Below are 14,637 nucleotides of genomic sequence, written 5' to 3'. Positions count from 1 at the left end.
ATCACGGTGATTCGAAGTGGCTCCGTCCGCCGAACGAGGGCACAACTCTAGGTTAGGCTTACCTTCTATTTTCGTCCCGAAGGAGTCGTCACCGTGTTCGCACCCACCGCCCGACGTCAGCTCGCCGTCGCACTCGCCGTGGCCAGTTCGTCCCTCTTCCTCGCCGCGTGCTCGTCCGGCGACGGCGGAGGCAGCACGGAGACGTCCGGTGAGGGATTCCCGGTCACCATGGAGAACACGTTCGGATCGACCACCCTCGACGCGGCACCCGAACGCATCGTCACCCTCGGATGGAACGCCCAGGACGTCGTCTACGCCCTCGGCCGGACACCGGTCGGCATGCCGAAATACACGTACGGCGCCGAGACGAACGGCGTGATGCCCTGGCTGCAGGATCGTTTCGACCCGTCCGCGACCACGTTGCTCGACGCGGCCACGTCCACCCCCATCGAGGGCGTCGCCGCGCTGGCACCCGATGCAGTCCTCGCCCCGTACGAGGGATTCGACGAGGAGACGTACGAGAAACTGTCGGGAATCGCCCCCACCGTGGCGTACCCGGACAAGGCGTGGCAGACCACGTGGCAGGACCAGACCACCCTGATCGGGCAGGCACTCGGGAAGAGCGCCGAGGCCGAGCAGCTCGTGGCCGGTCTCGACGACACCCTCGCCCAGACCGCCGCCGCGCATCCCGAGTTCGCAGGCAAGACGATCTCGGTGATCAACTTCGACACCGACGCCGCGACCGTCAACGTCTACATGCCCTCCGATCCCCGCGTCCAGGTGCTGACCGAGCTCGGCTTCACCGTGTCGCCCGGTGTGCAGAAGCTGGCCGCGTCGAACGATCCCGACAAGTTCTTCGCCGACATCTCCGTGGAGAACATCTCCGATGTGGACGCCGACGTCGTCGTCGCGTTCGTCCCGGAGAACACCACCGTCGCGGCGAACCCGGCCTACGCGAATCTCGGTGCCATCGGCCGTGGTACCGCCGTCGCGCTGTCGGATACGAAGATCATCTCGGGGCTCAGCCAGACCAGCGTCCTCGCGACACCGTGGGTTCTGGACAAACTGACGCCTCAGCTCAGCGAGGCCGCGAAGAAAGCGGGTGCCTGAACGCCCGCCTGAGAGGCGGTGTCGGGCGTAGCGTATTCCGGGACACCTAGTTCGCTTGTGCCCGCATCAGGAACGCTCGTCGAAAGCAGGTATGCGATGACGCAGATGTCCGAAAGACACACCGCGAAGGTCATCGGCGTCACCGTCGCCGCCGCGGTGGGTGGGTTTCTCTTCGGTTTCGACAGCTCCGTCATCAACGGCGCCGTCGACTCCATCCAGGACCACTTCGAGCTGGGGTCGTTCTTCACCGGCTTCGCCGTGGCGATCGCGCTGCTCGGATGTGCTGTGGGCGCGTGGTTTGCGGGCCGCCTCGCGGACCGCTGGGGCCGCAAGAAAGTGATGCTGCTCGGCTCGGTGCTGTTCGTGGTCTCCTCGTTCGGATCCGGTCTCGCGTTCAGCGTCCCGGACCTGATGGTGTGGCGCGTCCTCGGCGGCCTGGGAATCGGTATCGCGTCGGTCATTGCGCCCACGTACATCTCGGAGATCGCGCCTGCCCGCTACCGCGGCGCGCTGGCGTCGCTGCAGCAACTGGCGATCACTCTCGGCATCTTCGCCGCGCTGCTGTCGGACGCGGTGCTGCAGAATGCGGCGGGCGGCGCGTCGGAAGAGCTGTGGCTCAACCTCGAGGCATGGCGCTGGATGTTCCTCGTCGGTGTGATTCCCGCGGTCGTGTACGGCGTTCTCGCCCTGATGATCCCCGAGTCGCCGCGATACCTGGTGGGCAAGCATCTCGATCAGGAGGCCGCCGACGTCCTCGCGAACATCACCGGCGAGCTCGACCCGCACGAACGCGTCTCCGAGATCCGGCTGACGCTCCGCCACGAGTCGACGGCGTCGTTCGACGATATTCGCGGCCCGAAGTTCGGGCTGCAGCCACTCGTCTGGGTCGGCATCTTCATGGCCATCTTCCAGCAGTTCGTGGGTATCAACGCGATCTTCTACTACTCCACGACGCTGTGGAAGTCGGTGGGTTTCACCGAGAACGAATCGTTCACCACGTCGGTGATCACCGCGATCATCAACGTGGGCATGACGTTCGTCGCCATCCTGTTCGTCGACCGGATCGGCCGGAAGATTCTGCTCGAGGTGGGCTCACTCGGCATGTTCGTGAGCCTGCTCCTCGCCGCTGTCGCCTTCTCCCAGGCGACCGGCAGCGGCGACGATGTCGTGCTCCCCAGCCCATGGGGAGCGCTCGCGCTGATCGGCGCCAACCTGTTCGTGATCTTCTTCGCCGCCACCTGGGGCCCGATCATGTGGGTGATGCTGGGCGAGATGTTCCCCAACAACATGCGCGCCTACGCCCTCGGCATCAGCACGGCGGCGAACTGGATCGCGAACTTCACGGTCACGCTGTCGTTCCCGCCGCTCACCCGCTCGGTGGGGCTGTGGTTCCTGTACGGGCTGTTCGCGTTCTTCGCGTTGCTGTCCTACTTCTTCGTCCGGTTGAAGGTCCGGGAGACCAAGGGCATGGAACTCGAGGAGATGCACACCTGACCCCGGCATCCTGACCCGGCACCGACGAATCCGGCCGAATCACACTGTGATTCGGCCGGATTTTCGTGCGGGGCGGTCGGTCTACTGGCCGCTGTTCTCCGCGCGCTGCGAGTCGAGGCCGGCGACGACACCGTTCTGCTGCCCGGGGCGCAGGTTGCCGAGGGCGGCGAACCACCCGGTGATCTGCCTTGCGACGTCCTGCGCGGTGAGTCCCAGCTCGGTGTGGATCTGCGCGCGGGACGCATGGTCGAGGAACCGCTGCGGAACACCGAGATCACGACAGGGCACATCGACCCCGGCCGACCGCAGCGCGGCGGACACGGTGGACCCGACACCGCCGTGCAGACCGCTGTCCTCGACGGTGACCACCATCGTGTAGTCCTCGGCGAGCTTCAGCAGCGACTCCGGGACCGGCAGCACCCACCGCGGGTCGACGACGGTCGCCGAGATGCCCTGCTGTTCCAGACGTTTTGCGGCTGCGAGCGCGAGGCCGGCGAAGGCGCCGACCGACACGATGAGCACGTCGTTGCGCCCGGAGGGGGCGTGCAGGATGTCGACGACGCCGTCGAGCCTGCTCACGGCGGGCACGTCGTCACCGACCGTGCCCTTCGGGAAGCGGAGCGCGGTCGGCCCGTCGTCGACGGCCAGCGCCTCGCCCAGTTCCTCCCGCAGGGTGGCGGTGTCGCGGGGAGCCGCGACCCGCATCCCGGGGACGATGCCCAGCAGCGACATGTCCCACATGCCGTTGTGGCTGGCGCCGTCGCTGCCGGTGATACCCGCGCGGTCGAGGACGAGGGTGACGGGCAGCTTCAGCAGGGCCACGTCCATCAGCAACTGGTCGAAGGCACGGTTGAGGAACGTCGAGTAGACGGCGACCACCGGGTGCAGGCCGCCGAGCGCCAGGCCTGCGGCCGACGTGACGGCGTGCTGCTCGGCGATCCCGACGTCGAACATGCGGTCGGGGTACTTCTCGCCGAACGCGGCGAGACCGGTGGGGCCCGCCATGGCGGCGGTGATCGCCACGATGTCCTGCCGGTGGCTCGCCTGCTCGATCAGCTCGGCGGAGAACACCGACGTCCAGTCGGCGGACGCCGATCCGGCCGACTTGCCGGTGACCGGGTCGATGACGCCGGTCGAGTGCATCTGATCGGCAACGTGGTTCTCGGCGGGCGCGTAGCCCATGCCCTTGCGGGTGACGGCGTGGACGATGACCGGTCCGCCGAACGCCTTCGCGCGGCGCAGCGCGGATTCGAGCGCGGCCTCGTCGTGGCCGTCGACCGGTCCGAGGTACTTGATGCCCAGGTCCGTGAACATCACCTGCGGGGCGACGGCGTCCTTGAGGCCCGCCTTCATGCCGTGCAGGACCGAGTAGGCGGTGCGTCCGACCCACGGCAGCTTCTTCACCATCCGCCGGCCGCTGTCGAGGATGCGCTCGTATCCCGGCTGGAGCCGGAGGGCGGCGAGGTGGTCGGCGAGACCACCGATGGTCGGCGCGTACGAGCGGCCGTTGTCGTTGACGACGATGACCACCGAGCGGTCCTTGCCTGCGGCGATGTTGTTCAGCGCCTCCCAGCACATGCCGCCGGTCAGGGCGCCGTCACCGACGACGGCGACGACGTGCCGGGCCTGTCCGGTCAGTTCGAAGGCCTTCGCGAGGCCGTCGGCGTACGACAGCGCCGCCGACGCGTGGGACGACTCGACCCAGTCGTGATCGCTCTCCGCCCGGCACGGGTACCCGGACAGGCCGCCCTGCTTGCGGAGCGAATCGAAATCGTCCTTGCGGCCGGTGAGGATCTTGTGGACGTACGCCTGGTGGCCCGTGTCGAAGACGATCGGGTCGGCAGGCGACTCGAAGATGCGGTGCAGTGCGAGGGTCAGTTCGACGACGCCCAGGTTGGGGCCGAGATGCCCGCCGGTCGCCGCGACCTTCTGCACGAGGAACTCACGAATCTCCGCGGCGAGCTGCTTCATCTCCGCCGGATTCAGCTGACGAAGATCGTCAGGCGTCTGGATACGGGCAAGAACACCCAACGAGATCGCTCCCTCCGTGATGCACGCTGCCTTGCGTGCCTCTGCCACGTGGCTTCGTGTCACGTCACAGTGGAACCAGTCTACGGAGCCGCGGAAGGGCGGGACACACGGTACCGGTCGCGGCGACCGAGTGGTGGGGCTTCGTCCTCGGGCATTCCGGCCACAGCCGTGACCGGCTTCACACAATTGCGTCGCCGGGCGGGCCCGGCGGAACACCCGACTTCGTCGTGAACAGGCTCTAGGGTTTTCTCATGAGCACCGTCGTGGACGCGCTGATCGGAAAAGTCTTCACCGAGACCCGGGAGAACCGCGGCGGACAGCTCGCCGACTACATTCCCGAACTCGCCGCGGTGGCCCCCGACTCGTTCGGCATCTGCGTCGCGACCGTGGACGGCTACGTGTACGAGGTCGGCGACACCCGCCTGCCGTTCACGATCCAGTCCACCTCGAAACCGTTCACGTACGCCCTCGCGCTCGCCGATCGCGGTTCCGCCGCCGTCGCCGAGAAGATCGACGTCGAACCGTCCGGGGAACCGTTCAACGAGATCAGCCTCGACCCGCGGACGGAGCGGCCCCGCAATCCCATGATCAACGCCGGGGCGATCACCGCGACGTCGCTGGTTGCCGGTCCGGATCTGGAGACGCGGTTCGAGCGGATCCGGTCCACGTACTCCCGGTACGCGGGGCGGGACCTGACGTTCAACCGGTCGGTGTACGAGTCCGAGTCGCGGAGCGGGCACCGCAACCGGGCGATCGGCCACATGCTCCGCTCGTTCGACATCATCACCGGCGACCCCGACGAGGCGGTCGACCTCTACTTCCGCCAGTGCTCCCTCGACGTGACGTGCCGCGATCTGAGCCTGATGGCGGCGACGATGGCGAACAACGGCGTCAATCCCGTCACCGGGGACACCGTCCTCGAGCCGGCGCTGGTCGAGCGGGTCCTGAGTGTGATGTCGACGTGCGGAATGTACGACGCCGCGGGCAAATGGGTCTACGAGGTCGGGCTTCCCGCCAAGAGCGGCGTCGGGGGCGGCGTGCTCGCCGTCCTACCCGGGCAGATCGGGATCGCGATCTACTCGCCGCGTCTCGATTCCCACGGCAACAGCGTCCGCGGAGTCGAGGCGTGCCGGGCCCTGTCGAACGAGTTGGAGCTGCACTTCCTGCACGTCACCCGCGCCGCCCGTTCCGCGGTACGCGCCCGCTACTCGGTGTCGGACGCCCCCTCGCGGATGCGGCGGTCCCCCGCCGAGCGCGCTGCCCTCGACGACGTCGGCAAGCGCAGCCGGATCTACGAACTGCACGGGGATCTGCTGTTCGCCGGCGCGGAGAGCGCCGTCCGCGAGATCGGCGGCGTCGAGGAAGACCTGGAGGCGGTGGTGATCGACGTCCGGCGCGTCGACGACGTCAGCGGGGTCGCGCGCCGGATGTTCGAGACACTGCGGGCCGACCTCGCAGAGTGCGGGTGTGCGCTGGCGTTCGTCGACCCGGCCGGTCTGCTCGGCAACACCCGCTCCGACCTGTCGGGGAGGGCGGGCCGGGTGTTCGCCGACCTGGACGCCGCCGTGCAGTGGTGTGAGGACATCCTCCTCGACCGGCACTGCAGCACGGCCCGCCAACCGTCCTCCGTCACGATCGCCGAGCACCCCATGCTGTCCACCCTCAGCGCGAAGCAACTCGAACGGTTCACCCGCGACCTGGTCACCCACTCGTATGCACGCGGTGACCTCGTCATCCATCGGGGTGACCCGGCGGCCGGGCTGTTCCTCATCCTGTCCGGCAGGGTCAGCTCCACGATCACCGACCAGTCGGGTGCGGTGCACCGATTCATGACGTTGTCGGCGGGGATGAGCTTCGGGGAGATGACGATGATGCTCGACTCCCGTTTCCTCAACGACGTCCGTGCCGACACCGAGGTGACGGTCGCGGTGCTGACCACCGAGCGCTACGCCGAAATGGCTTCGGAGGAGCCGAAACTGAAGCTGGCACTGCTCGAACGTCTCGCGTCGGGCGCGTACGAGCAACTCGACGTGATGCTGCGGGCGCTGCTGCGCCAGGGCGGTGGACTCTGACCGGCTCGCGGGAAAGCCCTCGCGGGAAAAACCGTTGCCCGAATCGGAAAAATCGGACAGGCTTGGGGCTCGGAACCGCCGACGCTCGAATCGAAAGCAGGGTGCAATGCTCACAGCGACCAAGCTGGCCATCGAGACGACGGGACTCGTCAAGACATTCGGATCCACCCACGCGGTCGACGGCCTCGACCTGGCCGTGCCCCTCGGAGGCGTCTACGGCGTCCTAGGCCCGAACGGCGCGGGCAAGACCACCGCGATCCGCATGCTGGCCACGCTGCTGCCCCTCGACGGTGGCACCGCCACGGTGCTGGGTCACGACGTCGCGACCGAACCGGACGCCGTGCGCGCCAAGGTCTCCCTTACCGGGCAGTTCGCCTCGCTCGACGAGGATCTGACGGGCAGCGAGAATCTGCTGCTGCTCGGCCGGCTGTACGGGTACTCCCGCGCGGCGGCCCGAACCCGGTCCGAACAGTTGCTGTCCGCGTTCGGGCTGGAGGAGGCGGGCAACCGGCAGGTGAAGAACTACTCCGGCGGCATGCGACGCCGACTCGACATCGCGGCCAGCATCATCGTCACCCCGGAGATGATCTTCCTCGACGAACCCACCACCGGTCTCGACCCGCGCAGCCGCAATCAGGTGTGGGAGATCGTCCGCGCACTGGTGGCCGGCGGAACGACAGTGCTGCTGACCACCCAGTACCTCGACGAGGCCGACCAACTCGCCGACCGGGTGGCCGTCATCGACCACGGCAAGGTGATCGCCGAGGGCACCACCGGCGAACTCAAGGCCTCCGTCGGATCGGGTGCGCTGCACGTGCGGGTCACCGACATCGCCACCCGCCCCGCCGCGGCGGCGCTGCTGCGGGACGTGCTCGAGGTGCCGGTCACCGAGGAAGCCGATCCGGCCGCCCTCACCGCCCGCATCGACGACCCGGCCCGGGTCTCGCGGGCGCTGCCCGCCCTCGACGACGCCGGAATCGCCGTCAGCACATTCGCATTGGGGCAGCCGAGCCTCGACGAAGTCTTCCTCTCTCTCACGGGCCGACCCACCGAGGAGCACGCATGACCTCCACCACCGACCGGACCGCCGACACCGCAACCGCTGTCGCCGACGTCCTGAAGATGCCCGGCCCGAGGCCCGCGCGACCCACCGCATTGTCGACGTCGCTGTCGTTCGGCTGGCGGGCCCTGCTCAAGATCAAACACGTCCCCGAGCAACTGTTCGACGTGACGATGTTCCCGATCATGTTCACGTTGATGTTCACGTATCTGTTCGGAGGTGCGCTGGCCGGATCGACCAGCGCCTACGTGCAGTTCCTGCTGCCGGGCATCCTCGTGCAGACGGTCGTCATGATCACCATGTACACCGGTCTGACGCTCAACAAGGACATCGAGAAGGGTGTCTTCGACCGGTTCCGCTCGCTCCCGATCTGGCGTCCGTCGCCTCTCGTCGGCGCGCTGCTCGGTGACGTCGTCCGCTACACGATCGCCTCGATCATCGTCCTGATCCTCGGGCTGGTCCTGGGGTTCCGTCCGGACGGCGGGCTCGTCGGTGTGGTGGCGTCGATCGGACTGCTGCTGCTGTTCTCGTTCAGCCTGTCGTGGATCTGGACGATGTTCGCGATGCTGATGCGCACCGAGCAGGCGGTCATGGGCGTGTCGATGTTCATCCTGTTCCCGCTGACGTTCGCCAGCAACATCTTCGTCGACCCCGCGACCATGCCGGGCTGGCTCCAGGCGTTCGTCGGTGTCAACCCGATCAGCAAGCTGGTGACGTCCATTCGCGGGCTCATGGCCGGGACGGTGGAGATGGCGGACCTCGCCGTCGTGTTCGGGTGGTGCGCCGGGTTCATCGTGATCTTCGGACCGCTGACGATGCGCCTGTACAACCGCAAGTCGTGACGGTGCCGGTGTCCGATCCCGCCGAGCGGGCGGTGACCGTGCGCGGATCGGGAATCGTCTCCGCGGTTCCGGATCTCGTCCGCGCCGCCGTCACCGTGACGGCGACGCGCCCCGCGGTGGCCGATGCGTTCGAGGCCGTCGCCCGGTCGACCACTGCCGTCACCGATACCCTGCGCGGGTACGGCGTCTCGGGGCCCGACCTCGCGACCACGGGGCTGTCCGTGCACTCCGAGACCACATGGGCCGAGGGCCGGGGCAGCGAGGTGACGGGCTACACCGCGGCGACGACGCTGCAGATCACGGTCCGTGCGGCCGGGGCGTCCGCCCCGTCGCCGGCGCAGGTGGTCGCCGCCTGCGTGGGTGCGGGTGGTGACGACATCCGCCTCGGCGGACTTGAATTCGACTTCTCCGATCCGGCCGCGCTGACGGCGACCGCGCGGGAAGGGGCGTGGGCCGATGCCCTCGCCAAGGCGGAGCAGTACGCCACGCTGTCGGGGCGCGCACTCGGCGAGGTCCTCGACATCGCGGAGGTCGACGTCGGTGACGTGTCCCCGCGCCCGCTCGCGAAGGCGTTCGCGGCGGCCGACTCCGCGATCGCGATCGAACGCGGCGAGAAGCCGACGCGGGTGGACGTGCGCGTGCGGTGGCGGCTGGTCTAGGGCCGGGGGCCGCGCTGCTGCACCGAGGCGGCGAACGTGTCGGTGAGCTGAGTCAACGACGTCACCGCCGCCAGTGCCTGTTCCTGCGACCAGTCCTCGAGCATGCCGCGCAGCCGTTCGGCGCGGCGCGCGGTCGTCTCGGCGAGAATGTCCATCCCGTTCGGCGACACCCGGATCCGAGAGGCCCGCTTGTCGTGGGGATCCGCGGCGCGAGAAACATATCCCGCGTCGACGAGTTCGGAAATCTGCCTGCTCAGTGAGGACTGACTCACGCACAGGTCGGCGGCCAGTTCGTTCTGGCGGCACTCCCCTCGCGCGGCGAGCACGAAGAGCACGCTCGTCAGTGCGGGCGCGATCGGGGTCTCGCCGGTCGCGGAGACGACCGCCCGCAACGACCGCCCGAGCGCGAACACCGCATCGACGAGCGCCTGCGCCGTATCTGCCTGTACCGACATCCTGTCCCCGTCCCGAACACCCACTACTTGCGGGCTCGACTATACGTATTGTTGCGTTCGGTAAGGAACTTCGTCACCGCGTCAGCAACGCGATGCACTCCACGTGGTGGGTGAGAGGGAACGCGTCGAACGCACGCAACTCGTCGACATGATATCCCTGCCCGAGGTACAGACCGATATCGCGGGCGAACGACGCCGGGTCGCACCCCACGTGCACCACCCGTTCCGCGCCCGCGGCGGCGACCGCCTCGATCACCTCACGCCCCGCGCCCGCGCGCGGCGGATCGAGCACCACGACCCGTGGCGGGGAGGCCAACCCGGCGATCGCGCGCTCGACCCGGTCTGCGTGGAAACGCACCTGCGGGAGGTCGGAGAGGGCGGACTTCCCGTCCGCCACGGCCTGGCGCGCGGACTCCACGGAATCCACGTGCCCCGACGACCCGGCGCCCACGGCCAGGGCGGCGGCGAACACCCCGACTCCCCCGTACAGATCCCATGCCGTCTCACCTGCGGTGAGCCCGGCCCATTCGGAGACCACCGTCGAATACGCCTCGGCGGCCCCGCGATGCGCCTGCCAGAACCCGGTGGCGGCCAGTTCCCATTCCCGGTCACGTACCCGCTCCACCGGGCGACCCGATCCCACTACCACCCGCTCCGCGCGCGGCGCACCGCCTGCGGCCCGCCGCGCCATCGCACCGCGCCGCCCGGGACTCGTGCGGCCGGTCCGCGACACCTTCGGCGGCGCGATCTCGACCACGTGCCGCTCCCCCGCGCCGTCGAGAACGATCTGCACCTCGCTGCCGGGCTTCCAATCGTGTTCGCCCACACCGTCGTAGGCGGCGGCCTCGATCTGCGGGCACGCGAGGTCCGTGACGATCCCGGAACTGCGGTGCCGGTGATAGCCGGGACGGCCGTCCGGGTCCACGGCCAGCCGCACCCGGGTGCGCCAGCCGGTGCCGTCACTCGTGCCGGGCAGTTCCTCGACGTCCACGTCCCGCTGCACCCGCGCGAGCCGCACCAGCTGCTCCGACACGACCTGCGACTTCATGTCCCGCTGCAGGTGCAGGCTCGCGTGCGAGAAGTCGCAGCATCCCGCGCCGCCCGGACCCGACACCGGGCACACCGGGGCGACCCGCTCCGGGGACGCGTCGAGGATCTCGATCGCGTCGGCCCGGCAGTAGGACCCGCCGCGGTCCTCGGTGACCCGGGCGATCACCCGCTCACCCGGCAGCCCGTGCCGGACGAAGACCACCCGTCCCTCGTGGCGGGCGACGACGAACCCGCCGTGCCCGGGATTTCCCAACCGCAGTTCGAGGTGGCGGTCCGACCAGTTCTCACTCAACGCGTCTCGTCCGTCACTTGTCGTCGGGTTCGTAGCCGCGGCGCGAGGCCCCGGCCGTGTATTCGATGTTCAGCGTCTTCGCCTTCTCGGACGAGTTCAGCTGCCACGGAACACTGGTGACCATCACGCCCGGCTGGAACAGCAGCCGGCTCTTGAGCCGCAGCGCACTCTGGTTGTGCAGGATCTGCTCCCACCAGTGCCCCACCACGTACTCGGGAATGAACACGGTGACGACGTCCCGCGGCGAGTCCTTGCGGACGCGGCGCACGTAGTCGAGCACGGGTTTGGTGATCTCGCGGTACGGCGACTCGATCACCTTGAGCGGCACCGCGATGTCACTCTTCTCCCATTGCCGCACGAGCGCCCGGGTGTCGGGTTCGTCGACGTTGACCGTGATCGCCTCGAGTGTGTCCGGTCGTGTCGCCCGGGCGTAGGCCAGCGCGCGCATCGTCGGCATGTGCAGCTTGGAGACGAGGACGATGGAGTGCGTGCGGCTGGGCAGCACCCCGTCCCATTCCTGTTCCTCGAGTTCCCGCGCGACGCTGTCGTAATGCTTCCGGATCATCTTCATCACGACGAAGATCGCGACCATGGCCACGATCGCGATCCAGGCGCCCGCCGCGAACTTCGTGATGAGCACAATGATCAGGACGGCGCCGGTCATGGCCAGGCCGATGGAGTTGATCACCCGGGAGCGCTGCATCCGCCGGCGCGAAGCGGGATCGTTCTCGTTCTTCAGGTGCCGGGTCCAGTGCCGGATCATGCCCGTCTGGCTGAGCACGAACGAGACGAACACGCCGACGATGTACAGCTGGATCAGCTTGGTCACCTCGGCGCCGAACAGGACGACGAACGCGATCGCCGCCCCGGACAGGAACAGGATGCCGTTGCTGAACGCCAGGCGATCGCCGCGGGTGTGCAGCTGACGGGGCAGGTAGCGGTCCTGCGCGAGGATCGAGCCGAGCACGGGAAATCCGTTGAACGCGGTGTTGGCGGCCAGCACCAGGATCAGCGCGGTCACGATGGCGATGAAGTAGAACCCGATGGGGAACCCGCCGAACACCGTCTCGGCGATCTGCGCGATCAGTGTCTTCTGGTGGTAGCCGGCCGGGGCGCCGATCAGCTGCTCGGCCGGGCTGTGCGCGTACACGATCCCGATCTTCTGAGCCAGGATGATGATGCCCATCAGCAACACGATCGCAATAGACCCGAGCAGCAGCAGCGTGGTCGCCGCATTGCGGGACTTGGGCTTCTGGAACGCGGGAACACCGTTGCTGATCGCCTCGACACCGGTCAGTGCCGCACACCCGGACGAGAAGGCCCGGGCGATCAGGAACGCGAACGCGATCCCGTACAGGTGGGAATCCTCGGCCTCGAGCTGGAAACCGGACGATTCGGCATGCAGGTCGTTGCCCAGCACGTAGATCTGGAAGAACCCCCACAGCAGCATCAGCGCCATACCGACGATGAACGCGTACGTCGGGATTGCGAAGGCGGCACCGGATTCGCGGATGCCCCGCAGGTTGATGGCGGTCAGCAGGACGATGGCCGCGACCGCGAACAGCACCTTGTGCTGCGCCACGAACGGGACCGCCGAACCGATGTTGGACGCCGCCGACGAGATGGAGACGGCCACCGTCAGCACGTAGTCCACCAGCAGGGCGCTGCCGACGGTCAGACCGGCGGTGGGACCGAGATTGACGGTCGCGACCTCGTAGTCGCCGCCGCCCGACGGGTAGGCGTGCACGTTCTGCCGGTAGCTGGCGACCACCACCGCCATCACGGCGGCGACGGCGAGTCCGATCCAGGGGGTGTAGGCGTAGGCGGAGATGCCCGCCACCGACAGCACGAGGAAGATTTCCTCGGGCGCATAGGCGACCGACGACATCGCGTCGGACGCGAAGACGGGGAGGGCGATCCTCTTGGGAAGCAGCGTGTGCCCGAGCTTGTCGCTCCGGAAGGGTCTGCCTAGCAGTAGCCGCTTTGTGGCGGTCGAGAGCTTTGACACTGCCAAAGCGTAAGCCGTCCGCAGAAAACCTGGACCCTCACCCACCAATGTGTCCGGATTGCGATCTCTGTCCCGGTTGCTCTTCCGTCCGGGCACTGTACGGTTCGATTCGGTACGCACGTACTCGAGACGTGAAACCAGAGCCCAGAAACGGAGTACAAGGTGTATGTGGTCATCATGGGATGCGGCCGGGTCGGCTCATCCCTCGCCGGCTCGCTGACCCGGATCGGCCACGAGGTCGCGGTCATCGATCGCGACCCCGCCGCGTTCCTGCGTCTCGAGCCCGACTTCCCCGGACACACCGTCGTCGGCATGGGTTTCGACCGTGACGTGCTGGTCAAGGCCGGTATCGAGCGCGCGGAGGCGTTCGCCGCCGTGTCGTCCGGAGACAACTCCAACATCATTTCCGCGCGGGTCGCCCGCGAGACGTTCGGTGTGGAACGCGTCGTCGCCCGGATCTACGACGCGAAGCGCGCCGCCGTGTACGAGCGGCTGGGGATCCCCACCGTCGCCACCGTCCCGTGGTCGACGGACCGGTTCCTGCACACCCTCACCCGCGACAGCCAGACCGCCAAGTGGCGCGACCCGTCCGGAACGGTCGCGGTCACCGAGTTGTCCCTGCACGAGGATTGGATCGGCAGGCCCGTCGCCGAACTGGAGGCGGCGACCAATTCACGGGTCGCGTTCATCATCCGCTTCGGCACCGGCGTCCTGCCCGACCGCAAGACGGTCTTCCAGTCGGACGACCAGGTGTACATCGCGGCCGTGTCGGGAACGGTGGCCGAGGCCGTCGCACTCGCGGGCAATCCCCCGCCTTCGGACAATTGAGACGGCAGCGAGCTGAGACGGCAGTGAGAATGTTCACGATCGACCACCCGAACGGAAGCAATCGATGAGAGTCGCAATCGCAGGAGCCGGCGCAGTCGGACGCTCGATCGCGCGCGAACTTGTCCGCAGCGAACACGACGTCATGCTGGTCGAGCGCAAACTCGAGCACGTCGAGCAGGAGTCGGTACCCGAGGCGACCTGGGTCCACGCCGACGCGTGCGAGCTGAGCAGCCTCGAGGCGGCCTCCCTGGAAACCTACGAGGTCGTGATCGCGGCCACCGGTGACGACAAGGCCAACCTGGTCCTCAGCCTCCTCGCGAAGACCGAGTTCGGGGTCAGCCGCGTCGTCGCCCGCGTCAACGATCCGCGCAACGAGTGGTTGTTCGACGAGTCCTGGGGCGTCGACGTCGCCGTGTCCACCCCCCGCATGCTCGCCTCGCTGGTGGAGGAGGCGGTGTCGGTCGGCGATCTGGTGCGGCTGATGACGCTGCGCCAGGGGCAGGCCAACCTCGTCGAGGTCACGCTGCCCGACAACACGCCCCTCGCCGGGAAACCCGTCCGCAAACTGCAATTGCCCCGCGACGCCGCTCTGGTCACCATCCTCCGCGGTGGACGAGTCATCGTGCCGCAGCAGGACGATCCGCTCGAGGGTGGTGACGAACTGCTGTTCGTCGCCGCGGTGGACGTCGAGGACGACCTGCGCGCGGCGGTCGGTCTCTCGTAGCCGCCGGCGACC

12 protein-coding genes are annotated in these 14,637 nt (G+C 68.1%); 8 read left to right on the top strand and 4 right to left on the bottom strand.

Annotated features, from left to right (window positions below):
• Nucleotides 1-93: 93 nt before the first annotated feature.
• The gene (locus CA951_RS05385; RefSeq protein WP_087555853.1) at nt 94-1,110 is read left to right on the top strand and encodes an iron-siderophore ABC transporter substrate-binding protein; all 1,017 of its coding nucleotides are present in this window, start codon (nt 94-96) and stop codon (nt 1,108-1,110) included.
• A 96-nt stretch (nt 1,111-1,206) separates the two neighbouring features.
• Nucleotides 1,207-2,604, top strand: coding sequence for a sugar porter family MFS transporter (locus tag CA951_RS05380; protein ID WP_087555852.1), 1,398 nt, complete (start codon nt 1,207-1,209; stop codon nt 2,602-2,604).
• 81 nt (nt 2,605-2,685) lie between these two features.
• On the opposite strand, the gene dxs is transcribed toward CA951_RS05380, so the two are convergent.
• The gene (gene dxs / locus CA951_RS05375) at nt 2,686-4,635 is read right to left on the bottom strand and encodes a 1-deoxy-D-xylulose-5-phosphate synthase (protein ID WP_087556000.1); all 1,950 of its coding nucleotides are present in this window, start codon (nt 4,633-4,635) and stop codon (nt 2,686-2,688) included.
• Between the two features lie 251 nt (nt 4,636-4,886).
• Between dxs and glsA the strand changes: the two genes are divergently transcribed.
• The 4 genes from glsA (at nt 4,887) to CA951_RS05355 (ending at nt 9,268) form a co-directional block, all read left to right on the top strand.
• Nucleotides 4,887-6,707 (top strand): glutaminase A, encoded by a 1,821-nt coding sequence (glsA, locus tag CA951_RS05370; protein ID WP_087555851.1) that lies wholly within the window; start codon nt 4,887-4,889, stop codon nt 6,705-6,707.
• A 106-nt stretch (nt 6,708-6,813) separates the two neighbouring features.
• Nucleotides 6,814-7,773, top strand: coding sequence for an ATP-binding cassette domain-containing protein (locus CA951_RS05365; protein WP_087555850.1), 960 nt, complete (start codon nt 6,814-6,816; stop codon nt 7,771-7,773).
• Complete coding sequence (locus CA951_RS05360; RefSeq protein WP_087555849.1) at nt 7,770-8,609, top strand: ABC transporter permease; 840 nt, start codon at nt 7,770-7,772, stop codon at nt 8,607-8,609. Before CA951_RS05365 ends, CA951_RS05360 begins: the two co-directional genes overlap by 4 nt.
• Complete coding sequence (locus CA951_RS05355; protein WP_087555848.1) at nt 8,606-9,268, top strand: SIMPL domain-containing protein; 663 nt, start codon at nt 8,606-8,608, stop codon at nt 9,266-9,268. Before CA951_RS05360 ends, CA951_RS05355 begins: the two co-directional genes overlap by 4 nt.
• Here CA951_RS05355 and CA951_RS05350 read toward each other — a convergent pair.
• From CA951_RS05350 to CA951_RS05340, 3 genes are all read right to left on the bottom strand, one after another.
• Nucleotides 9,265-9,723, bottom strand: coding sequence for a MarR family winged helix-turn-helix transcriptional regulator (locus CA951_RS05350; RefSeq protein ID WP_087555847.1), 459 nt, complete (start codon nt 9,721-9,723; stop codon nt 9,265-9,267). The genes CA951_RS05355 and CA951_RS05350 overlap by 4 nt on opposite strands.
• 73 nt (nt 9,724-9,796) lie before the next feature.
• On the bottom strand, nt 9,797-11,065 hold the full coding sequence (locus tag CA951_RS05345; protein WP_087555846.1) for a class I SAM-dependent RNA methyltransferase: 1,269 nt from the start codon (nt 11,063-11,065) through the stop codon (nt 9,797-9,799).
• A gap of 13 nt (nt 11,066-11,078) precedes the next feature.
• Nucleotides 11,079-13,073 carry an APC family permease gene (locus CA951_RS05340; protein ID WP_087555845.1) on the bottom strand — a complete coding sequence of 665 codons (1,995 nt, stop codon included), beginning with the start codon at nt 13,071-13,073 and terminating at the stop codon, nt 11,079-11,081.
• Nucleotides 13,074-13,235: 162 nt separating this feature from the next.
• Between CA951_RS05340 and CA951_RS05335 the strand changes: the two genes are divergently transcribed.
• Together CA951_RS05335 and CA951_RS05330 are read left to right on the top strand one after the other, a co-directional pair.
• The gene (locus CA951_RS05335) at nt 13,236-13,901 is read left to right on the top strand and encodes a TrkA family potassium uptake protein (RefSeq protein ID WP_087555844.1); all 666 of its coding nucleotides are present in this window, start codon (nt 13,236-13,238) and stop codon (nt 13,899-13,901) included.
• Between the two features lie 64 nt (nt 13,902-13,965).
• Nucleotides 13,966-14,625 (top strand): TrkA family potassium uptake protein, encoded by a 660-nt coding sequence (locus CA951_RS05330; protein WP_087555843.1) that lies wholly within the window; start codon nt 13,966-13,968, stop codon nt 14,623-14,625.
• Nucleotides 14,626-14,637: the final 12 nt, after the last annotated feature.

The sequence above is a fragment of the Rhodococcus sp. NCIMB 12038 genome (assembly GCF_002165735.1).
Lineage (GTDB): Bacteria > Actinomycetota > Actinomycetes > Mycobacteriales > Mycobacteriaceae > Rhodococcus_F.
Note: the sequence above shows the minus strand (reverse complement) of the source record. Positions and strands in the feature narration are given on the sequence as shown.